General features: G+C 71.0%; 22 protein-coding genes. 18 read left to right on the top strand and 4 right to left on the bottom strand.

The genetic code is table 11. The annotated features are described in order from the left end of the window. Positions 1-59 precede the first annotated feature (59 nt). The 12 genes from ABH927_RS24540 to ABH927_RS24595 all read left to right on the top strand — a co-directional run bounded on the left by ABH927_RS24540 (position 60) and on the right by ABH927_RS24595 (position 12,026). Positions 60-1,103 carry an ABC transporter substrate-binding protein gene (locus ABH927_RS24540; protein ID WP_370024996.1) on the top strand — a complete coding sequence of 348 codons (1,044 nt, stop codon included), beginning with the start codon at positions 60-62 and terminating at the stop codon, positions 1,101-1,103. Continuing rightward, on the top strand, positions 1,100-1,960 hold the full coding sequence (locus ABH927_RS24545) for an LLM class flavin-dependent oxidoreductase (RefSeq protein ID WP_370025001.1): 861 nt from the start codon (positions 1,100-1,102) through the stop codon (positions 1,958-1,960). Before ABH927_RS24540 ends, ABH927_RS24545 begins: the two co-directional genes overlap by 4 nt. Further along, positions 1,950-3,110, top strand: a complete 1,161-nt coding sequence (locus ABH927_RS24550) for an LLM class flavin-dependent oxidoreductase (RefSeq protein WP_370025010.1) — start codon at positions 1,950-1,952, stop codon at positions 3,108-3,110. Before ABH927_RS24545 ends, ABH927_RS24550 begins: the two co-directional genes overlap by 11 nt. Beyond that, on the top strand, positions 3,107-3,988 hold the full coding sequence (locus ABH927_RS24555; protein ID WP_370025025.1) for an ABC transporter substrate-binding protein: 882 nt from the start codon (positions 3,107-3,109) through the stop codon (positions 3,986-3,988). The genes ABH927_RS24550 and ABH927_RS24555 overlap by 4 nt, the downstream gene beginning before the upstream one ends. Positions 3,989-4,982: 994 nt before the next feature. Then, complete coding sequence (locus tag ABH927_RS24560; RefSeq protein WP_370025029.1) at positions 4,983-6,059, top strand: polysaccharide deacetylase family protein; 1,077 nt, start codon at positions 4,983-4,985, stop codon at positions 6,057-6,059. Positions 6,060-6,226: 167 nt separating this feature from the next. Beyond that, entirely contained in the window at positions 6,227-7,195 is a 969-nt protein-coding gene (locus ABH927_RS24565) for a diiron oxygenase (protein ID WP_370025032.1), read from the top strand. A gap of 21 nt (positions 7,196-7,216) precedes the next feature. Beyond that, entirely contained in the window at positions 7,217-7,744 is a 528-nt protein-coding gene (gene dcd / locus ABH927_RS24570; RefSeq protein WP_370025036.1) for a dCTP deaminase, read from the top strand. Further along, entirely contained in the window at positions 7,741-8,265 is a 525-nt protein-coding gene (locus ABH927_RS24575) for a dCTP deaminase domain-containing protein (protein ID WP_370025040.1), read from the top strand. Before dcd ends, ABH927_RS24575 begins: the two co-directional genes overlap by 4 nt. Next, complete coding sequence (locus ABH927_RS24580) at positions 8,262-9,371, top strand: glycosyltransferase family 4 protein (RefSeq protein ID WP_370025044.1); 1,110 nt, start codon at positions 8,262-8,264, stop codon at positions 9,369-9,371. Before ABH927_RS24575 ends, ABH927_RS24580 begins: the two co-directional genes overlap by 4 nt. Before the next feature lie 159 nt (positions 9,372-9,530). Beyond that, on the top strand, positions 9,531-11,057 hold the full coding sequence (locus ABH927_RS24585) for a glycoside hydrolase family 3 N-terminal domain-containing protein (protein WP_370025048.1): 1,527 nt from the start codon (positions 9,531-9,533) through the stop codon (positions 11,055-11,057). Continuing rightward, positions 11,050-11,472 (top strand): HIT family protein, encoded by a 423-nt coding sequence (locus ABH927_RS24590; RefSeq protein ID WP_370025051.1) that lies wholly within the window; start codon positions 11,050-11,052, stop codon positions 11,470-11,472. Before ABH927_RS24585 ends, ABH927_RS24590 begins: the two co-directional genes overlap by 8 nt. A 92-nt stretch (positions 11,473-11,564) precedes the next feature. Next, positions 11,565-12,026: a hypothetical protein gene (locus tag ABH927_RS24595; protein WP_370025061.1), complete on the top strand. Its 462-nt coding sequence runs from the start codon at positions 11,565-11,567 to the stop codon at positions 12,024-12,026. 38 nt (positions 12,027-12,064) lie between these two features. Here ABH927_RS24595 and ABH927_RS24600 read toward each other — a convergent pair whose 3' ends face one another. The 3 genes from ABH927_RS24600 to ABH927_RS24610 all read right to left on the bottom strand — a co-directional run bounded on the left by ABH927_RS24600 (position 12,065) and on the right by ABH927_RS24610 (position 14,006). Then, complete coding sequence (locus ABH927_RS24600; RefSeq protein WP_370025067.1) at positions 12,065-12,241, bottom strand: hypothetical protein; 177 nt, start codon at positions 12,239-12,241, stop codon at positions 12,065-12,067. Between the two features lie 67 nt (positions 12,242-12,308). Then, on the bottom strand, positions 12,309-12,779 hold the full coding sequence (locus ABH927_RS24605; RefSeq protein WP_370025069.1) for an SRPBCC family protein: 471 nt from the start codon (positions 12,777-12,779) through the stop codon (positions 12,309-12,311). A gap of 150 nt (positions 12,780-12,929) precedes the next feature. Continuing rightward, complete coding sequence (locus ABH927_RS24610) at positions 12,930-14,006, bottom strand: winged helix DNA-binding domain-containing protein (protein WP_370025075.1); 1,077 nt, start codon at positions 14,004-14,006, stop codon at positions 12,930-12,932. A 113-nt stretch (positions 14,007-14,119) separates the two neighbouring features. Between ABH927_RS24610 and ABH927_RS24615 the strand changes: the two genes are divergently transcribed. After that, positions 14,120-14,251 (top strand): hypothetical protein, encoded by a 132-nt coding sequence (locus ABH927_RS24615; RefSeq protein WP_370025081.1) that lies wholly within the window; start codon positions 14,120-14,122, stop codon positions 14,249-14,251. Continuing rightward, positions 14,235-14,471 (top strand): hypothetical protein, encoded by a 237-nt coding sequence (locus tag ABH927_RS24620; protein ID WP_370025088.1) that lies wholly within the window; start codon positions 14,235-14,237, stop codon positions 14,469-14,471. The genes ABH927_RS24615 and ABH927_RS24620 overlap by 17 nt, the downstream gene beginning before the upstream one ends. An 82-nt stretch (positions 14,472-14,553) precedes the next feature. On the opposite strand, the gene ABH927_RS24625 is transcribed toward ABH927_RS24620, so the two are convergent. Then, the gene (locus ABH927_RS24625; RefSeq protein WP_370025102.1) at positions 14,554-15,603 is read right to left on the bottom strand and encodes a trypsin-like serine protease; all 1,050 of its coding nucleotides are present in this window, start codon (positions 15,601-15,603) and stop codon (positions 14,554-14,556) included. A gap of 198 nt (positions 15,604-15,801) precedes the next feature. On the opposite strand from ABH927_RS24625, the gene ABH927_RS24630 reads away from it, so the two are divergent. The 4 genes from ABH927_RS24630 to ABH927_RS24645 all read left to right on the top strand — a co-directional run bounded on the left by ABH927_RS24630 (position 15,802) and on the right by ABH927_RS24645 (position 21,036). Beyond that, positions 15,802-16,737: a hypothetical protein gene (locus ABH927_RS24630; protein ID WP_370025111.1), complete on the top strand. Its 936-nt coding sequence runs from the start codon at positions 15,802-15,804 to the stop codon at positions 16,735-16,737. 256 nt (positions 16,738-16,993) lie between these two features. Further along, positions 16,994-17,977: an ABC transporter permease gene (locus tag ABH927_RS24635; RefSeq protein ID WP_370025113.1), complete on the top strand. Its 984-nt coding sequence runs from the start codon at positions 16,994-16,996 to the stop codon at positions 17,975-17,977. After that, on the top strand, positions 17,978-18,901 hold the full coding sequence (locus ABH927_RS24640) for an ABC transporter permease (RefSeq protein WP_370025117.1): 924 nt from the start codon (positions 17,978-17,980) through the stop codon (positions 18,899-18,901). It begins immediately after the preceding gene. 17 nt (positions 18,902-18,918) lie between these two features. Continuing rightward, positions 18,919-21,036: a dipeptide ABC transporter ATP-binding protein gene (locus ABH927_RS24645; RefSeq protein ID WP_370025123.1), complete on the top strand. Its 2,118-nt coding sequence runs from the start codon at positions 18,919-18,921 to the stop codon at positions 21,034-21,036. Positions 21,037-21,063 lie beyond the last annotated feature (27 nt).

Below are 21,063 nucleotides of genomic sequence, written 5' to 3' on the forward strand. Positions count from 1 at the left end.
TCAACCACTGATCAACCACTGATCGACTCCGGTCGCACAGTCATTCAGTAAGGAGTCCTGTGTCCTCCATCGGCAAGATCGACAAGATTGACAAGATCTGGTTCACGCGTTGCCCCGTGCCCACCGCCAGCGGGCTGGCCTACAACCTCGGCTGGCTGACCGAGGAACTGGGGGACGTCGGCGTCCTCCAGGACGCCCCTCCCGAGCTGGCCGACCGGCATTTCGATCATCAGCTTCTCGGCCTGTTCCGCGAGGGGGGCAACGTCCCCGCGCTGGCCGCCCGGTCCGAGGGGGCGCAGACCCGGCTCGTCGGCCTCACGTGGATCGAGGAGTGGCAGGTCATCCTGGTCCGCCCCGGCTCCGGCATCACGGGGGCCGCCGGCCTCAAGGGCGCCAGGGTCGCGCTCCCCGCCTGGGCCGCGACGCGGGCCACGAGCTTCCCCCGTGCCATGGCGCTCCACGGCGTCAAGGGCGCGCTCACCCAGGCCGGGCTGACCCTGGACGACGTCACCTTCGTCGAGGTCGCCCAGCCGCAGCCGTCGGTCGGCGCTCTCGCCGGGGCCGCCCCGCTGGGTGCCGGGCCGCGCTCGTTCTCCTGGCCCGGCATCGCGGAGCTGGCGCGGGGCGAGGTCGACGCGGTGTACGCCAAGGGCGCCCGGGCGGTGGACCAGGCCAGGGAGATCGGCGCGGTCGTGGCGGTCGACCTGGACGCGCATCCGGACCGCCGGACCCGGGTCAACAACGGCACGCCGCGCCCGATCACCGTCCACGAGCAGCTTCTCACCGACCACCCGGACGTGGTCGTCGCGTTCCTGGCCCAGACGCTCCGGGCGGCCGACTGGGCTGCGGACAACCTCGACGGAGTCCGTACGATCCTGGCCCAGGAGACCCGCTCCGGCGCGGAGGGCGTGGCCACCGCCTACCGGAACGGCTTCCACACGTCGCTGCATCCGGACCTGTCCCAGGAGCGGCTCGATCTTCTCCGCATCCAGAAGGACTTCCTCCTCGTCCACGGATTCCTCGCCGCCGACGTGGACCTCGACGCCTGGGTCGCGCGAGAGCCACTGGAGCAGGCCCGGCTCACGCTGAAGGCGGCCGCATGACCGAGTTCTTCGTCACCCTGCCGACGCGCGGGGACGGCGTCCGCGGCGACTGGCACCCGGACTTCCAGCGTCCGCTCCCGCCGTCCTTCACCGACGTACGGCAGGGCGTCTACGGGCCGTTCGACCATCTGGCCCAGATCGGCCGGGCGGCCGAGATCGCCGGCCTGACGGGCGTGCTCGCGCCGTTCGATCCTCAAGGGGAGGAGTCGACCGTGGTCGCGGCCGGTCTGCTGCGGCAGAACCGGAACCTGCGGGTGCAGGCCGAGTTCCACCCCGGGATCGCCACTCCGGTGTACGCCGCCAAGATCGCGGTCTCGCTCCAGCGGTTCTCCGGCGGGCGTCTCGACTGGCGGCTCGCCGTGGACCTCGATCCGGACGTCGCCCGGTCCCAGGGATACCCGCTGGAGGACCGCTACGCGAGGGCCGACGAGTTCCTCACCGTCGCGAAGGGCGTGTGGCACGAGCCGGGCTACACGTTCGAGGGGCGCTTCTACGAGGTCCTCAATGGCGGCTTCTCCGAACCGCCTTTCATCGGGCAGGCCTTCCCCCGCGTCCACCTGTCGGGCACCTCGCCCGAGGCGCTCGCCCTGTCCGCCCGCCACGCCGACGTGCACGTCTTCGACCCCGGCGACGACCTGGAGGCGGCCATCCCGAAGCTTCCCGGCGTGCGGTACGGCCTGCGCCTGCCGAGTCCCGCCGGGCGGGACGAGGAGGAGCAGGCGGCGGTGATCCGCGACTACATCGACCGCGGCGTCTCGGCCTTCTTCCTGGAGGTCGAGCCGCACATCGAGGAGACCTACCGCTTCGGGGAGCGGTTGCTCCCGCTGCTCGTGAAGGAGGGCGCGCATGCCCATTGACATCTACTGGCGCATCCCCACCCACGGCGACCAGCCGTTGCTGCGCCACCGGACGCCGACCCGCGGCGATTTCGCGCCCACGGCCCCGGGGAGCGTGACACCGGGCCTCAGGAGCGGCGCGCCCGACGGGTACAGCTACCTCGACCACATGGCCGACATCGCCAGGGCGTCGGAGCTCTCCGGGTTCGTCGGCGGCCTGCTGCCGTCCTTCCCCTTCACCGACGACCCGTGGGCGGCGGCGGCCAGCCTGGCGCGCGAGACGACCACCTACCGCTTCATGATCGCCTTCCAGCCCGGGTTCCTCCACCCGGTGCAGGCGGCGCGCATGTCCGCCAGCCTCCAGCGGGCCACCGGCGGCCGGGTCGTCTACAACATCATCTCGGGCGGCGGGGGGCCCGGCCAGCTGTGGTGGGGCGACAAGGTCGACCACGACGACCGCTACGCGCGCACCTCCGAGTTCCTCGACGTGCTCAAGGGCGTCTGGAACGGCGGGCCGTTCGACTACGAGGGCCGTTTCTACCGGGTGGAGGGCGCTCGGCTGCCGGAGCCGCTGGCCCGCCAGCCGTTCCCCGAGATCTACTTCTCCGGGTCCTCCAAGGCCGCCATCGAGGCGGCGGGGAGGCACGCCGACTACTACCTGTCGTGGCTGGAGCCGTTCGGGCCGCTCGCCGAGAAGTTCGACCAGGTGCGCGCGCACAGCACCACCCTGGACCGCTCGCCCAAGTTCGCCGTCCGCATCGACGTGCTCGCCCGCGAGACCGAGGAGGAGGCCTGGGACGAGATCCGGCGGGGATGGGACGGGATCGATCCCTCGGTGCTGCGGGACGCCACGGGTGACTCCATCGGCTGGCAGCGCAGCCAGTCGTTCGTCACCGGGAAGATCACCGGCTACCGCGACCTCGAGGTCGAGCCCAACGTGTGGGGCGGATTCCATCTGCTCCGCGGCGGCCCCGCCTTCGGCCTGGTCGGCAGCTACGAGCAGGTCGCGCGGCGGCTCGACGAACTGATCGAGCTCGGCGTCGGCGCTTTCATCCTCGCGGGCGTTCCCCACCTCGAAGAGGCCTACCGCGTGGGCGAGCGGGTGCTCCCGCTGCTGCGCGGCCATGACATCCGTTACGAATCACCAGTTTTGGAAGGGACCCGTTCATGACCATCCGCGTCGGCTACTTCCCGAGCAACAACTCCCTGTGGGTGCTGCGGCACCGGGGCATCTTGGAGCGGTCGATCCCCGACGTCGAGTGGGTCGATCTGCGCAGCCTCCCCGCCGGCGTACGGCCCGCCCCGGCGGACGGCCTGCCGTCGCTGCACGGGGACCACCTCTTCGACGGCGGCTACGACTTCATCGGCACGGGATCCACTCCGCCCGTGACCGCCCAGGCGAAGGGCCACGACATCGTCTATGCCGGAATCTCGGGCCCTCGGCACGAGAACGGCCGGCTCATCGTGCTGGAGGACTCGCCCATCGCCGGGCTGGCGGACCTGAAGGGCAAGCGGGTCGCGCTCGCCCACGGCTCCTGGCAGACCACGCTTCTCCTGTTCGCCCTCGAACGCGCCGGTCTGACCTGGAAGGACATCGAGCCGGTCGACGCCGGTGTGGACGCGGGACGGCTCTTCCTGAACGGGGAGGTCGACGCGTGGGTCGGCTCCTATCCCTCCCTGACGTCGGTGGAGAAGGAGGCCGCCACGCGCGAGCTGGTCGCGACGGACGGCCTGTTCAGCCACCGCTCGCTCTGGTTCACCCGCCGGGACTTCGCCGAGAAGCACCCCGAGGAGTTCGCGGCCATCGTCGCCGCGATCAAGGAGTCGGACGCCTGGATCCAGGAGAACTACCGCGAGGCGGCCGAGTTGTTCGCCGCCGACGACGGGGGCGACGTCGACGCCTGGGAGAACGCTCTCCGCAAGAGGCCCTTCGGCGTCCTCCCGGTGACTGAGGAGTTCGTCGCGGAGCAGCAGCGCGCGGCCGACCTCTTCTACGCCAACGGTCTCATCGACCGGAAGATCGTCGTCGCCGACGCCGTGCTCAAGTAGACCCCGCCGAACGCGGATCGCCACCTCATGACCGCCGCCGGACTGTACGGCTGCCCGGCGGCGGTCTTCGGCGTGCCGCCGCGCGCTCGGGCACGGCCCCGGAGGCTTCGGCGAGGTTTCGGTCCGCCGGCACTCGCTTTGGGAGCGCCGGAGGCGGGTGAATGGTCCGGTGAATGGGACGATTCCGGCCTTTCGGATGTGAACGCGGGGTGATGGATCTCCCGCTGGAGGGGGCGCCCTGCCGCGCCCCTCCCATCGACGTACGGAACGTCCGGTTGGGGGTGACCCGTACATCATTTCCCTTTTTCTGAATCGGGAGTCCCAGGTGATGGGGCAGTGACCCCGCCCGCCGGGCCCGCGCCCGAAACCCGCCGTCGCGATATCCGGTCAATCGCCGTACCGAATTCCGCGACAATTCATCCCCGATTTTACATCGACGAATTCCCGCCGTTTTCCTCTGTGTTCGCTTTCTATTCACTGCTTTGTTTTGATCCGCCATGTGGCGAGTTCCGGGCGGTCCGCAATCCGCGTCAACAGGCATTTGATCTGTTCGTGAGATGTTTCCTCGCGGGACGGTCCCCTCCGGCCGTTCGGGGCTTTCCTGGGAACTCGTCTTGTGGTGCAATTCATTTCGGCTGACTCCTTGACAGGACGGCGGATGCACACGGACGATGGCCGGAGAGTTAGGAAACGTTCTTAACTACAGCCGCATGGACGGTCTCACCGGGGGGCCGCCGCCGTGCCGGCCGTACCACCTGTTCCACGTCGCGCTCTCGCGTCCTCGGCGGCGGCGAAGCGGCGGCGGCTCGTTGGGCGTATCTCACGCTGGGTGACCGAGGTGGAAGAAGGGGGCCCGCCGTCGATGTCCGATAACGCGGCGTCCAATAACGCGGCGTCCGATAACGCGACCGCCCGCGCCCCCGTGGCCGTAGCCGAAACCCGAAGACCGCAGAGCCGGAGCTGACGGGGCGGAACGGGGCGGGGCGTGGCGGAAATGACGATCGTGAGTGACGTGGAGAGGGGATCGATGCTGTACTCCGGGATCGCCTGGACTTCCAACGGCTACGAGATCGAGGTGGTCGGCGAGGACGGGCGGCACGCCACGCCACCGGTCCGGTTCGGGGCGGGACAGCAGCGCGAGATGATCGCGTACCTGCAGGGCATCGCGAAGCCGTCCGGGCAGTCCCTCGTCACGGTCGTGGAGAGCACCAACGGGGTCCTGGACGGCGGCATGATGGTCTCCGGGCTGGACGTCTACCGCGCCGATCCGTGGGTGCTGCCCGAGCGGCCGCTCTTCGGCTCGGTCACGGCCGGCGCGCTGGCGCAGGCCGCCCGGCAGGACCTCTCCGCCCTCGCCAGGTTGCAGATCGATGGCGGCACGCTCACCGGCCGCATCCACGAGCTCGACGCGGGGATCGCCGAAGCCGCGGCGGCCGAGGACGCGCTGACCAGGGCGGGACGCTGTCTGCGCCACGGCGGGCGGGAGCGGGCGGACATCGCGCTCACCTTCGACGACGGCCCCAACCCGCCCTACACCGGGCAGATCCTCGACATCCTGGAGCGGTACGGCGTGCCGGCCACGTTCTTCTGCGTCGGGCTGCACGCCAGCGCGCGGCCGGGGGACATCGCCCGCATCGCCGGAATGGGCCACGCCGTGGGAAACCACACGTGGTCGCATCCCTTCCTCCCCGACCTGTCCCGCCCGCAGCTCGGCGAGCAGATCGAGCGCACCGAGGAGGTGCTCGCCAACGCCGGGGGCACCGTGTCGCGGCTGTTCCGGCCCCCCTACGGCTCCCGCACCCCCGAGGTCATGGACTGGCTGGCCGCCCAGGACGTGACGGTCGTGCTGTGGGACGTCGAGCCGTTCGACTGGGCGCTGCCGGGGCCCGGCGTCATCACGGAGAAGGTGCTCGCCCAGGCACGCCCCGGCTCCATCGTCCTCATGCACGACGGCGGCGGTGACCGCTCGCAGACCGTCGCGGCCCTTCCCGGCGTGATCGAGGGGCTCCTCGACCGCGGCTACCGCTTCGTCCTGGTGGACGAGCTGCTCGGCCCCCACCAGGCCGCCTGACCTTTCCCGTTTCCCCCTATCGCCCATAGAGGATCATTCTTCCCACCCTCGACGACCATCGACGACCTCACTCGCTCCGGCATCCGCCGATCGGCGTGAGACGTCTCGCGCATGCACTGACTCGCACCTGTTATGAAGTTCCACACCTCATGTGACAGGAGAGCACCATGACGATCTCCATCGAGGACACCGAGCCCGGCATCGGCCCCAGCACGCTCCGGCGGCTCGTCGCCGCGTGGCCGAAGCGGGCCACCATCCGCACCGACATGAACAAGGTGGCCAACCCCGACGAGCCGTACGACCCGGAGCTGCTCGACTACCCGATCCGGCTCATGCCGTTCGGGCAGCACCCGGACTACCTCGCCGCGTCCGAGGAGCAGCGGATGCAGGTGAACACCCTGGCCTGGCTGGCCTACAACGAGCGGGTCATCGCCGCCGAGGAGTACGTCGCCAACCCGACGTTCGAGATGCTCGCGCACGGCGTGTTCCCCGGAGTCGACCGCTACGAGGCCAAGGAGGCCGTCCAGCAGTCCCACATCGACGAGGTGTGGCACACGTACATGCACATGATCGCCATGCAGCGGACCCGGGAGGCGCGACAGGTCACCGCGGAGCCGGGGGGCTACTCCCACCCGGTGACCAATCGCAGGCTGTACGCCCTGGAGGCCGAGACCAGCGAGCGCTGGGAGAGGGACCTGCTCTACCTGCTGTGGACGGCGGTGGGGGAGATCAGCGTCAACGCGTTCCTCGACCTGATGGCCAGGGACAAGACCGTCCAGCCCATGCACGCCCTCGTCGCGCGGCTGCACGCCCGGGACGAGGCGGCGCACGGGCCGGTGATGCTGGAGGTGATGAGGGAGGTCTACCCCCACCTCAACAAGGAGCAGAAAGAGCTCTTCATCAGGGCCCTGCCCGCGTCGATCATCGCGTTCGGCGCCGAGGACTACGAGCTGTGGCCGCAGATCCTGGAGTTCGCCGGCATCCCGAAGGCCAGGGAGATCATCGAGGACTGCCAGTCCGCGCCTGGCAACGAGCTGCTCGTGACCGACTTCTCCGGGGTCCACCGCCTGGTCAGGGAGCTGGAGATCGAGCATCTCGTCGAGTTCGACTTCTCGACCAACCAGATCACCGCGTGACGCCGACATACAGAGGGTTCGATGATTCTCACGGGGCCAGAGATAACCGCTGCGGCCGAGGACGGGCGGATCGGCATCTCGCCGTTCAGCATCGACCAGGTCAATCCCAACAGCTACAACGTACGGCTGGGCGAGACGCTGCTGACCTACACCAACGAGGTGGTCGACGCGTACGAGCCCAACCCGACCGAGGTCATCCCGCTCGGTGACGAGGGGTACGTCCTCCAGCCGAACCAGCTCTACCTCGGGCACACGGTGGAGAGGGTCGGGTCGGACGTCTACGTTCCGCTGCTGTTCGGCCGGTCGTCCGTCGGACGGCTGGGACTGTTCGTGGAGATCACCGCGCCGATCGGCGACATCGGCTTCCACGGGCAGTGGACGCTGATGCTGTCGCCGGTCCGCCCGTTGCGGGTGTATCCGGGCATGAAGATCGGCCAGATCATGTTCTTCGTGTCCTCGGGTGAGATCGACCTGTACTCCGGGAAGTACCAGGCGTCGGAGGGCCCGCAGGCGTCCCGTTACTGGCACGACAGGATGGCCACGCTGTGATCCTCACCGCGAAGGCCATCGCGGCGGCCATCAGCCGGGGGGACATCGTCATCGACCCCTTCGACCCCGGCCGCATCTCGCCCAACGCGTACGACTGGCGCCTCGGCGACCACATCCGGGTGTGCGACACCGACCTCGACGCGGCCGTCTCCACCCCGTTCACCGAGCTCCGCATCCCCTCGGAAGGGATGGTCCTGCTCCCCGGGAAGCTCTATCTCGGCGTCACCCACGAGCGGACCTCATCCGAGCGGTACGCGCAGATGATCAACGGGGACCACACGATCGGGGCGCTGGGCATCTGGGTGCACGTCTCGGCGCCGCTCGGCCACGTGGGCCACGCGATCCGGTGGACGCTGGAGATCCGGGTGGCCCGGCCGGTGCGGGTCTATCCGTACATGACCTTCGGAAAGATCATCTTCTTGACCACGTTCGGGTCGACGGCCAGTTACCAGCGCATGGGCAGCAAGTACATGCGCACCGGCGGCATCGACATCTCCCGCCTCTACGAGGAGCTGATGTGACCACGATCACCGGAGTGGACCTCCCTCCGGGCAGTCCCGGTGGCAGCGTCGAACTTCTCCGGGACCTCTACCTCGCGCCTGACCGGCTGATCCCGGCCGACGTGTTCATGCTGGCCCCGCCGGACGCTGCCTCTGGCTCCGCCTCCGACTCCGGCGCGCCCGGATCGGACCGTCCGGCGCTGCTCGCGGTGCCGGGCAAGCAGGTGGACGGCGCGGGGTTCTGGGCCTACGTGGACGCCCTCGCCGCCGCCATCAGGGAGCGCTTCCCGGCCGCCGGCTACGGGGTGGTTCACCTCCAGCACCTCGCCTTCGGCGCCACCCCGGCGCTGCTCCGCGCCTTTCCCCGGCACCCGCATCTGGCGCTGGTCCACGGCACGGACCTGCTCTTCGCGGCCGACCACCCCACCCAGGCCGAGGTGCTGAAGGAGGCCGTCGCCGCCGCCCGCGCCATCGTGGTGCCCACGACCGCGATGGCGACCCTGCTGGGCCGCCTCGCCCCCGCCGACTCCAGCCGCATCGCCCACATCCCCTGGGGCATCCCCGACCACCTCCTGTCGGAGCCGCCCGAACGGCACCGCCACGCCGGGGGAGACCTGCGTCTCCTCTACGCGGGCCGGCTCACGGCCGAGAAGGCGGGGAGCGGCCTGTTCGAAGCCCTCGCCGGCCTCGACGGCGTCACGCTCAGCGTGGCGGCCCCTCCCGCGGAGTATCGGAGGCTGGACGAGGAGTCCGGCCTCGCGGGGGTCCGCTATCTGGGCTGGCTGTCGCGGCCCGACCTCTGGCGGGCCTTCGCCGAGCACGACCTGCTCATCGTCCCCTCGACGAGGCTGGAGGCGTTCGGCCTGGTCGCGGTGGAGGCGCAGGCGTGCGGGCTGCCCGTGCTGTACCAGCCGGTCCCGGGGCTGCTGGAGGTGCTGGGCGATTCCGCCATCCCGGTCGACCTCGCCGCGGGCCCGCACGCCATCGCCGAGGCCGTCTCCTGGCTCAGGAAGGACCCGGCGGCGCTCGACGACGTCAGGGCCGCCGGCTACCGCAACGCCGCCAGGTTCCCCCTGTCGCGCACCGCTAAAGAGCTTCAGGCGCTGTCGGAGCAGATCCAGGGCTGACCACCGCCACCGGCCCGTCCGGCGGGATGTCTCAAGCGGCCGTCATGGGCCGGGGGCGCCCACCTCTTGTTCCCTCAACGTCCACACCCCCGGGTGCCTGTACGGCCCGCCGGGGCCGCGCAGCCGTACGTCTCCATGATCACGACGAGGAGTCAGCCAGTGAACGAGCTCGACCGCTTGGTCAACGCCTGCCTGCTGCCCGGCTTCGGGGGCACCGAGGCGCCGCCCTGGGTGCACGAGGCTCTGGAGCACGGCCTGGCGGGGGTCACGATCTTCCCCGCCAACCATGCCGGCCGCCCCGGGTCGATCGCGGAGATCGCACGTGCCCTCCGTGAGACCCGGCCCGACGCGCTGGTCTCGATCGACGAGGAGGGCGGCGACGTCACCCGGCTCGACTACGAGACCGGCAGCGCCTATCCCGGCAACCTCGCGCTCGGCGTGGTCGACGACCTCGACCTCACCCGCCGGGTCGCGGCGGCGATCGCCGCGGACCTCGCGGCCAGCGGCGTCAACTACAACCTGGCGCCGTCGGTCGACGTCAACAGCGACCCGGACAATCCGATCATCGGGGTGCGCTCGTTCGGTTCGGATCCCGAGCGGGTCGGGGCGCACGGCGCCGCCTACGTCCGGGCCATGCGGGACGCGGGCATCGCGGTGGCGGTCAAGCATTTCCCCGGCCACGGCGCGACCGTCAGCGACTCCCATCACTCCCTCCCGGTGATCGACTGCGATCTCGACACGTTCCGGCGGCGCGAGCTGGCCCCGTTCGTCGCGGCCATCGAGGCCGGGGCGGCGAGTCTCATGACCGCGCACGTGGTGTTCGAGGCGCTGGATCCCGGCACGCCCGCGACGGTGAGCCGCCGCATCCTGCACGACCTGGTGCGGGTCGAGCTCGGCTACGAGGGCGTGCTGGTCAGCACCGCCGTCGCCATGGAGGCCGCCGCCGGGCCGTCCGGCATCGTGGCCACCGCCGTACGCGCCTTCCAGGCCGGGGCGGACCTGCAGTTGCTCGGCCCCCTCGACGGCGAGCCGTTCTGCGCCGCCATCCGGGCCGGGGTCGCCGACGCCGTCCGCGCGGGCGAGCTGGACGTGTCGGTGCTGGAGACGGCCGCCGCGCGGGTCGCCGCCATGCGCGCCGGGGCCGTTCCGCGCCCTGGACCCGCCCCCGACCGCTCGGTGGGCCTCGAAGCGGCGCGCCGCGCGGTCCGCGTGACGGGCGACGTCGTCCTGAGCGGCCCCGCGACCGTCGTGGAGCTGCGCGCCCCGGCCAACGTGGCGGTCGGCGAGGCGCACTGGAGCGTGACCGAACGGCTCGCCGACCTGGGGCTGGTGGCCCACAGCCACCGGGTGGACGAGCACGGGGCCTCGGCCGAGGAGATCGTGGAGGGCGCGAAGGAGGGGCCGCTGGTGATCGTCGTCCGCGACGCCTACCGCATCCCGTGGCAGCGCGCGTGGGTCGGGAAGGTCCTGGCCGCGCGGCCCGACACGGTCCTGGTCGCCGTCGGCATGCCGGACGACGCGGCGGCGGCGACGGGCCCGAGCGTGGTGACGTACGGCGCGGGCAGAGTCAACACCCAGGTCGCCGCCGAGCTGCTCGCCGGGCGGCGTGCGGGCTCGCTGGACGGGTCGCTGGACGGGTCGCTTCAGGGGCCTGCGGCGGGCGAGGGAGTCGCGGCCGATGAGTGACGCGGGCTCCGAGGTGTGCGTCTTCTGCGACATCGTGGCGGGCCGGCTCGGCGCCGAGATCCTCTACGAGGACGACGCGACGGTGGCGTTCCTCGACAACACCGCCGTGATGGAGGGGCACACGCTCGTCATCCCCAAGCGTCACGCGGCCGACCTGTGGGAGATCACGGAGGAGGACGCCGCCGCGGTGATGCGCACGGTGCACCGGATGGCCGGGCGGATCCGGGAGGTGTTCGACCCGGACGGCCTGACGCTGTTCCAGGCCAACCGCGACGCGGGCTGGCAGGACCAGTTCCACCTCCACGTTCATCTCGTGCCGAGGGAGGACGGCGACCACCTGTGCCGCCCGTGGAAGGCGGACAAAGCCGACCCGCGGGCCCTCGCGGCCACCCGCTCCCGCCTCGCCTTGACGTGACGCCGTACGGGAAGGACGGGCCGGTGGGAATCGGTGGCGACGCTCGGCACGACCGGACAGCCTCAGCGCGGATGCCGCCATAGGATGCCGCGGTGAGCTTCGAACTTGGTGTCTGGTGGGAGGCCTTCCCGATCACGGAGGAGGAGGCCTCCCTCAAGTACGCCGCCTGGTGTCGCGGGGAGCGGTCTCGTGGGGACCGGCGCCGTGGGGACGGCGCGACGGCCGAGCCGAGGTTCGAGGTCGCGGCCTTTTACGAGGAGCTGACTTCGGACTTCCCCGATCTCACCGCGGACAACTACGGGAGCTCGCCGTGGTCCACGCCGCTGACGGTCGGGGCCGACTTCGTGCTGATGTCGATGGTCTTCCCCCGCGCGGGCGAGGTCTGCCGCGTCGTCCAGGAGCTCGCCGTACGGCACGGCCTGGTCTGCTTCGACCCGCACGGCGAATCGGTGAGAGCACCCACGGGGATCACGATGGCCGACGGCTCCCTGATCGTCGGCCCCGACGCCGAGGCGATCTCGCGACGGCTCGGCGCCTCCGAGCCGCCGCTGTAAGCCGCTCCGCCGCCGGGCGCATGGTGAACGCTCCTCACTCAACGCGGCGGGGCTACTTCCGAGGGGACCCGCGCCTCCAGCCGGCGCACCCTTGGAGAAAGGAGCGCGGCGAGACAGCACAGCACGATGATCACGGCGCATCCGGCCAGCGCCGGCTTCGAGCCGACCAGGATGGCCACCGGCCCCGCGATGAGGAGGCCGATCGGGCCGAACATCAGTGAGCCCAGGACGTCATAAGAGCTGACGCGCGACTGCCGCTGAGCCGGCTCAGCTGTGGGTTGGTTATGGGGTCAGTTCGGCCAGGCGCCGCAGGGACCGGCGCAGGAACGTCGCGCTGAGGGGTCTGATCACGGGCCAGCCGAGCCGTACGGCAGGGCCGAAAGGCAACTCGAGGTCTTCCTCCCACACGATCGTGCTGCCGCCTCCGGCCCGGGGGAGCACGCGGAACAGCCCGGTGCCGCGCACGAGCCTGCCGATGTGGCGGACGGCGACCTCGTGCGGCGGGTCCCAGGAGGTGATCTCCATGGTGTCCAGGAAACCCACCGGCCCGATCCCGGTGAAGGCCGCGAGGCCGCTGCCGACGCTGTGGCCGTCGCCGGAGACCACGCGGGCGCGGGTCAGCATCATCCACTCACCGTGCCGGGGCCAGTCGGTGAGCAGGGCGAAGACCCGCTCGGGGGCCGCGTCGGCGTCCACCGCCACCGAGAGACGGCCTGGGGAGGTCTGCTGAAGATGGCGCGAGAACGAGGTCATACCCCTTCTTCGTACGGCCCGCCCCCGCCGGACGCCCCCGCCCGGACACGGCCCGGGCCCCGCTCGGAGTCAAACGGCACCGGACGGGGATTCATGTGGCACTCGGTCCCCGGGCGCCGCGTGGACCCGGGTGCCGCCCGTAGGCGGCGCTCACGCGAAGCGGATGTCGTGGGCGGTGGCCTCGGCCGCGGCGAAGCGGAGCAGGTCCGCGCCCTCGGCCGCCAGCGCGTCGCGGGCACCGGAGGACAGCGGCTGGAAGGGCTCGATCTCCAGGACGGCCGAGCCCCCCGTCTGCACGATCCGCCACAGGCCCGCGACGAAACCGTCGACCAGGATGGTGGCCTTGATGATTCCGTTGACCGTAAAGACGATCTTGCGGTGCTCCTCGGACATGATCCGGGCGCGGTCGGCGTGCGAGAGCAGCAGGTTGTCGAACTCGGGGATGAACCGGACCGGCACATCCGTGTCCGGATCGGGAAGCGGGCCGTCCGGCAGGTCGAACAGCTCGACCCCGTGCTCGTCGCGGTGGACCACCAGATCCGGCAGCCTCTTCACGACCGAGCGTAACCCGGTCAGGCCGGACCACGCCTGCATGTCCTTGACAGAGGCCGGTCCGAACGCGGCCAGATAACGAAGGACCATGGCGTCGATCGCGGAGCCGTCGCCCACCGGCTCGCCGAGCCACGACTCCACGCTGGTGTGCCTCGCCTGAGAGACGGCGCCCCAGATGCCGCGCGGTGGGACCTGGACCAGCGGCACCCCCACCCGCACGGCGCGCGACAGCACGTCAGGATTCGGCCACTTCTCCGCCAGCAGCATGCCGATCTCGTTGAACGTCAGCGGTCGCTCCTCGACGAGCCTCCGCCCCTCGGCCACGACCTCTTCCATGTCCGCCCCGTCCAGCCGCTTGGCGTAGGAGGTGCAGAACCATCGGTCGAGGACGGGCTGCACGACCGGCCGCAGGACGAGGCAGTCGCGGGCGCTGACCAGGTGGATCGTGCCGCGCATCAAGGCGATCCGCACGGCCGCCCGGTCAAGCAGGAGTCGCGCCAGGTCGCCCTGGCGGAAGCCGAGCAGCCGCGTCCACAGTCCGACGTACGGCGGAAGCGGGGCCTGGGACTGCATGCCGACGAGGTGCTCGATCGCTGCCAGGGCCGTCAGCGGATGGCGGCGCAGGAGCAACTGGCGCTCCAGCAACGCCCTGTTGAGCGCGCGACGGGTCAGCATGCCGCCAACTCTAAGGACCCCCGCCGACATTTTCGGCTGTACGGCGGCTCGGCGGCGTCCTGCGCCCGCTGCTCGCCGGGATCGAGACGTTCCGCCGGGACGCCGGATCGCGGGTGCGGCGGGCACTGCTGCTGCTCGCCTCACGCAACGCGGAGCTGCTCAGCCGCATGCGGCACGAGGCGGGCGACGCGGAGGGGGCGCTGGCGTCGTCGGACGAGGCCGTCCGGGATGATCGAGATCCTTGAACACGGTCCCGCTCGGCCCCGGCCCGGTTATGCCAGGGCGTACACCATGGCGCTGACGGCCCACGCGTACGCCGACGCCCACGAGCGGGAACGGTCGGCCGACCTGGCCCGCGACGCGCTCGCGCTGGCCCGCCGCACCGGTGCCGCCCGAGCGCTGCGAGAGCTCGGCCGGTTCCGCCTGCCTCCGGCCGCGTCCACGCGCCGCCGCATCCTGCCGTAGCCCGGGGAGGCGCGGTCAGCGCGCCTCCCCGGGCCTGCTCGGCGGGCGGGTCAGGACGGATCAGGGACAGGTCAGGGACGGATCAGCGGACGACGCTCCAGAGGGCGGGGACGTTCGGGGGCTCCCAGCCCGGCTGCGACGTGTGGCTCTGGACGCACTGGTAGTTCGTGCCCTGGTAGGACACGCGGGTGCCGGCTGTGTACGACGTCCACGCCTGCCAGGCGGGGTAGCTGCCGGGGTTGGTCGGCGTGGGCGTGGGAGTCGGAGTCCGAGTGGGCGTCGGAGTCGGCGTCGGAGTCGGCGTCGGAGTCGGAGTGGGAGTGGGCGTGGGAGTGGGGGTCGGTGTGGGGTTGGGGCCTCCGGGCCCGGCGATGCTCTCCACCCATGACTTGTGGAAGGCCGCGTCCGTGTAGATCGACGGCCCCTGGCCGCAGATGCCCGACGTGCCGGCGTGGGTGCCGCCCGCCAGGAGCCAGACGCCCGCGACCTTGATGATCGCCGGGCCGCCCGAGTCGCCGTAGCAGGCGCCGCGCCAGCCGGACGGGTTGCCGACGCAGATCTCCTCGGCCCCGGTGCCGCACTGGCTGTCGGGCCGGATGTCGGTGTCGAGTTGCTGGAGGGTGATCGGCGGCGGCATGGGCTGCGGGTCGCTGACGGCTCCCCAGCCCAGAAGGCGGATCGCCGAGCCGACCGGAGTGGACGACGCCAGGTTGATCGGCGCGTACGAGACCGGAGAGGCCAGCTTGACCAGGGCCGCGTCACTGGCTCCACTGGGGTTGACGATCACCTGGGCGGCCTTGACGACGACGCCGCCGGAGGTCCGGTTGTTCGACCCGATCCTGGCCTGGAAGGTGCCGGGACCCTCGTCGTGGACGCAGTGCTTGGCGGTGTAGAGCCACTGAGGCCTGATCAGCGCGGCGCCGCAGAAGTGGTCGCCGCGCAGGGTCTGCAGGGACACCATGAAGGGGTACGCCTCGGTGGCGTCTTGCCCGCCGATGATCTGGATCGTCACGTCGGGGCTCGGGGTGGGGACGGGAGTCGGCCGGGGTTTGCTCGCCGCGTTCGCGGCCACCGGTAGGCCCAGACCGGCGATCAGGACACCCGCGACGAGCAATTTAAGGGATGCACGCATGGCTCTCCTCGTAAGGGAGACGGGGGGACGTCCCTAAAGGTGAACTGTGCGTGAAAGCACCCGCAAGAGCCGAAATTTCGCAACTAGCTGTGCTATTTCGCTTCGGCGGGGCAGGTCGTAATGTCACACTGCTGGAGAGGCGGCATGACACAGCGGGGCGGTCGGCTCGGCGGCCCCGCGCACTCCAGAGGTGCCGCCATGACCCGATTCGTTCGTGAAGAGCACGTCGAAGTCGCCGACCTGCTGCTCTCGGGCCCCTTCCATCACGCGTTGCGCGCCGCCATCCGGGAAAGCGCCCTCACGCTCGAACGGCTGCGCTGCCGGATCATGCAGGCCGGCATCCCGATCGCCCTGTCCACGCTGAGCGACTGGCAGCAGGGAAACCGCCGCCCCGGGACCGAGCGGTCCATCCGTGTCGTCGAGGCGCTGGAGGACATCCTGGGGCTGCCGCCCGCGTCACTGCGCAACCTGCTGGAGCGCAGCTCGACGAAGCTCGACGAGCGTGAGGGAGCCCTCGGCGAGCTGCTCGACCGCCTTCCCGGGGCCAGGAGCCGCGACGCGCTCATCGTCAGCGATCAGCAGAAGGTGGCGCTCGACCGGCGCGGTGCGGCGTACCGGATGTGGAACCGCACGCTCATCAGGGCCCGCCGTGACGGCGTGGACCGCCATGTCGTCCGTTACTTCGGCGACCCCGGCTGCCTGATCGACGACGTCATTCTGCTGCCACTGGAGAACTGCCGTCTGGGCCGGGTGGAACGCCATCCGTCCGAGCCCGTGCTCGTCGCGGAGTTCCTCTTCGACGCGACGCTGCGCGCGGGCGACACATGGGTGTTCGAACACGGGGCCGTCGACTACACGGGTCAGCCCAGCAACGAATACGGGTACGGCTTCCGCCACCCGGTGTCGCAGTACGTGCTGGAGGTGCGGTTCCACCCCGAGCGCCTGCCCTCCGGCTGCTACTCCTACGCGCGCCACGGGCTGAGCGGCCCGTTGCACCGGACCGGGTCGCTGGCCATGAACCCCCACCACGCCGTGCACCTGTCCGCCGCCGACGTGTCGCCCGGCGTGCTCGGCATCATGTGGGACTGGCCTGATCGCCCCTGCCCGGCGCCGTACGGCATGGCCGGTGCATGATCGCCATGCCCGGACACCAAGCTCCGAAGCCATGACCGGGAGCCCGTGCATGATCACGATCGGTGAAGGCCGAGTTCAGAGGCCACAGTCCGGAATCCGTGCATGATCACGAGCGCCTGGGTGTTATCGAAATGAGATCTACATCGAAACAGTGCGTGAGCGATCGAAAGACCGGGCCCGGATTCGCCACGACAAACGCGCCCCGGGGCTGCCATATTGCTGGGGCGGAGGCGCGGCGCAGTGAATGTGAGGTTTCATGGCCGCATTTCTGGCACGGCGCTTTCTCAACTACCTGGGGCTCATCGTGCTGGCATCCAGCCTTGCCTACGCCCTCGCGGCGACCGCGCTCGACCCTCGGGCCAACTACACCGACCGCCGCCCTCCACCGCCTCCCGCCGTGGTGGAGGCCACGCTGAGCTCGCTCAACCTGAACGACCATGAGCCGCTCATCCAGCGGTACGGCGTCTGGATCACCGGCGTGCTCCACGGCGACTTCGGCAGGACCTGGGAGGGCGAGTCGATCAACGCCCAGATGGGCCGCCGCATGGGGGTGAGCCTGCGCCTGCTGCTGCTCGGGGTCGTGCTCGGCTCGGTGACCGGGGTGCTGGTCGGCGCCTACAGCGCCCTCCGGCAGTACCGGCCCGTCGACCGGTCCATCACCGTCCTGTCCTTCGCCGTCCTCGCCACCCCGACCTTCGTCCTCGGCACCGCGCTCTCGATCGCCGCGACGTGGGTCAACCAGCGCGCCGGGACGAAGATCTTCTCCATATCCGGGGAGGCGACGCCGGGCCTGGAGGGCGGCTTGATCGCCCATCTCGCCGACAGGGCCGGCCATCTGGCGATCCCCACGCTCACGGTCGCGCTCGGCCAGATCGCCGTCTACAGCCGCTACCAGCGCGCCATGATGCTCGACGTCCTCGGCGCCGACTACGTCCGTACGGCTCTCGCCAAAGGCCTGCGCCGCCGTACGGCGATGCTCAAGCACGCGCTCCGCACGGCGCTCATTCCCGCCGCCACCTTCTTCGCGTACGGCTTCGGCCTCCTGCTGGTCGGCTCGACCTTCACCGAGAAGATCTTCGGCTGGCATGGGATGGGCGCCTGGTTCGTCGACTCGATCAACCGGCAGGACACCAACGCGGTCGCCGCCGTCACGCTCTTCAGCGCGGTCCTCGTGCTGCTCGCCGGGCTCCTCTCCGACGTTTTCTACGCGATCCTCGACCCCCGGGTGCGGGTGAGATAGGTGCTCATCCACGAGGCTCCGTCACCGCACGACGAGGCACGGCCTGACGCGCGGACCGGTGAGGTGCGGTCGCACTCACGCGGCGCGCTGGTGGCCCGGCGGATGGCCCGCAACCCGGAAACGGTCGCCGGGCTGCTCCTGCTCGCCGTCCTCACGGTGCTGGCCCTCGCCGGGCCGGCCCTCTACCCGTGGGACTACGGCCAGAAGGACTTCACGGCCTTCCTGCGGCCCCCGTCGGCCGAGCACTGGTTCGGCACGACGCAGATCGGCTCCGACGTCTTCGCGCTCAGCCTGCGCGGCATGCAGAAGTCGCTGCTCATCGGCCTGCTCGTCGCCGTGGTCTCGACCGTCCTCGCGGCGGCCGTCGGGGCGTGCGCCGGCTATTTCGGCGGCTGGGCCGACCGGCTCCTGATGTGGCAGGTCGACCTGCTGCTTGTGCTGCCCGGCTTCCTCATCATCGCGATCCTCTCCCCGAAGCTGCGGGAGCGAGGGTTCCTCATCCTGGTCGGCCTGCTCGCGATCTTCGGCTGGATGATCACGGCCAGGGTCGTGCGCGGGCTCACGATCTCCCTGCGGGAGCGGGAGTTCGTCCAGGCGGCCCGATACATGGGCATCCCCGCACCGCTCATCGTGCTGCGGCATGTCATCCCCCACCTCGCCTCCTTCCTGATCATCGACGGAGCCATCAGCGTGAGCGGGGCGATCATCGCAGAGGCCGGCCTTTCGTTCTTCGGCTTCGGCGTCCAGCCGCCAGACGTCTCGCTCGGCACCGTCATCGCGGCGGGGGCCTCAGAGGCGGTGCCGCATCCGTGGCTGTTCGCCTTCCCCGCCGGGCTGCTGATCCTCATCGTGCTCGCGGTCAACCTCGTCGGCGACGGCCTGCGCGACGCGCTCGACCCGGCGTCGGCCCGAGGCGCCCGATGAAGGCGGGAGGCGCCCCGATGACGGGCCCGGCGTCTCGGGGGACGGGGCAGGAGAGCGTGCTGGTCGTGCGCGATCTCCATGTGACCTTTCCCGGGGGCGTGCTCGCCGTGCGCGGGGTGAGCCTCGACCTGGCGAAGGGAGAGGTGCTCGGCATCGTCGGCGAGTCGGGCTCCGGAAAGTCGATCACCTCGCTCGCCGTCATGGGCCTGCTCCCGGCCGGCGCGCGGGTCCGTGGTTCGGTACGCCTGGGGGGCCGGGAGCTCCTCGGTCTCCGCGACCGTGAGCTGGCCGCGATCCGCGGCGGCCGCGTCGCGATGATCTTCCAGGATCCGCTCTCCTCACTCACTCCCGTCTACACGGTGGGCGACCAGGTCGCCGAGGCGGTCAGGGCGCACCAGCGGGTCTCACGTGACCAGGCCGGGAAACGGGCCGCCGAGCTGCTGGACCTGGTCGGCATTCCCGCGGCACGGGGAAGGGCCTTTCCGCACGAGCTCTCCGGCGGCATGCGCCAGCGCGTGATGATCGCCATGGCGGTGGCCAACGACCCCGACGTGATCATCGCTGACGAGCCGACCACGGCGCTGGACGTGACCGTGCAGGCCCAGATCCTGGAGGTGCTCAAGGCGGCCAGGGAAGCCACCGGCGCGGCGATCCTGATGATCACTCATGACCTCGGGGTCATCGCCGGACTGGCCGACCGGGTCATGGTGATGTACGCCGGCAGGCCGGTGGAGGTCGGCCCGGTCGACGAGATGTACGCCCGGCCGCGCATGCCGTACACGATCGGGCTTCTCCGCTCCGTCCCCCGGCTCGACCTCTTCGATCCGGGTCTGACGCCGGGACGGGGCGGCGGCCGAACGCTCATGAGCATCGAGGGCAGCCCGCCGCCGGCCCGGGATCTGCCGCCGGGCTGCGCGTTCGCGCCGCGCTGCCCGCTCGCCCTACCGGCCTGTGAGGCGGCGGAGCCGGAGCTCGCACCGGCGTCCGCGGGGGACACCGGGCATCGGGTGGCGTGCGTCCGCGCGGACGAGATCGCCCAGGGCCTTCCGCTCGTACGGCCCGCCGCGCGAGGGCAGAACGGCTCGCCGCATCCGCGAGACGCGAAGCATCCGCACGCCCGGCGTCCGAGGCATGTCCGGCCGTCGGTGCTTGTGGTGGACGGGCTGGTGAAGCACTACCCCCTGGTGAAGGGGGCGGCGTTCAAGCGCCGGGTCGGGACCGTGCACGCGGTCGACGGCGTCAGCTTCGACCTGCGCGAGGGGGAAACCCTGGGCCTGGTGGGCGAGTCGGGCTGCGGCAAGACCACCACGCTCCAGCAGATCATGGAGCTGGCCGCGCCGCAGGAGGGCCGCATAGCCGTGCTCGGCCGGGACACGGCGGAGCTCGGCCGCGCGGATCGGCGGGCCCTGCGGGCGGACCTGCAGATCGTGTTCCAGGATCCGCTGTCGGCCCTCGACCCCCGGATGCCCGTGGGCGACATCCTCGCCGAGCCGGTGCGGGCCCACGGCGGCAGGGGACGCCGGGTGGGGGAGCTGCTGCGGCTGGTCGGCCTGGACCCGGACCTGGCCTCGCGCTACCCGCAGCACCTGTCCGGCGGCCAGCGCCAGCGCGTCGGGATCGCCCGCGCGCTGGCGCTGGAGCCCAGACTCGTGGTCCTGGACGAGCCGGTGTCCTCGCTCGACGTCTCGATCCAGGCGGGGATCATCAACCTGCTGAACGAGCTGCGCGACCGCCTCGGTCTCTCCTATCTCTTCGTGGCCCACGACCTCGCGGTCGTACGGCACGTGGCCGACCGGGTCGCGGTCATGTACCTCGGCCGGATCGCGGAGATCGGCTCCGTCGGCGAGGTGTACGGCAGGCCGGCGCATCCCTACACGCAGGCGCTGCTGTCGGCGGTGCCCATCCCCGATCCCGTCAAGGAACGGACCCGGCGGCGCATCCTCCTGCACGGCGATCTTCCGAGCGCCGCCGACCAGCCGTCCGGATGCCGGTTCCGCACCCGATGTCCCACCTTCGCGGCCCTTCCGGCGGCCGATCGCGAGCCGTGCGTCACCCGCCGACCGGCCATGCGGATTCTGAACGGGACGGACCAGGCGGTGGCCTGCCATCACGCCGAGGCCGTCCCCGTCCTCTGATCCTCGCCGGCCGGACAGGAGCACCTG

This window comes from Planotetraspora sp. GP83 (assembly GCF_041262585.1).
Taxonomy (GTDB): Bacteria; Actinomycetota; Actinomycetes; order Streptosporangiales; family Streptosporangiaceae; genus JAOEGB01.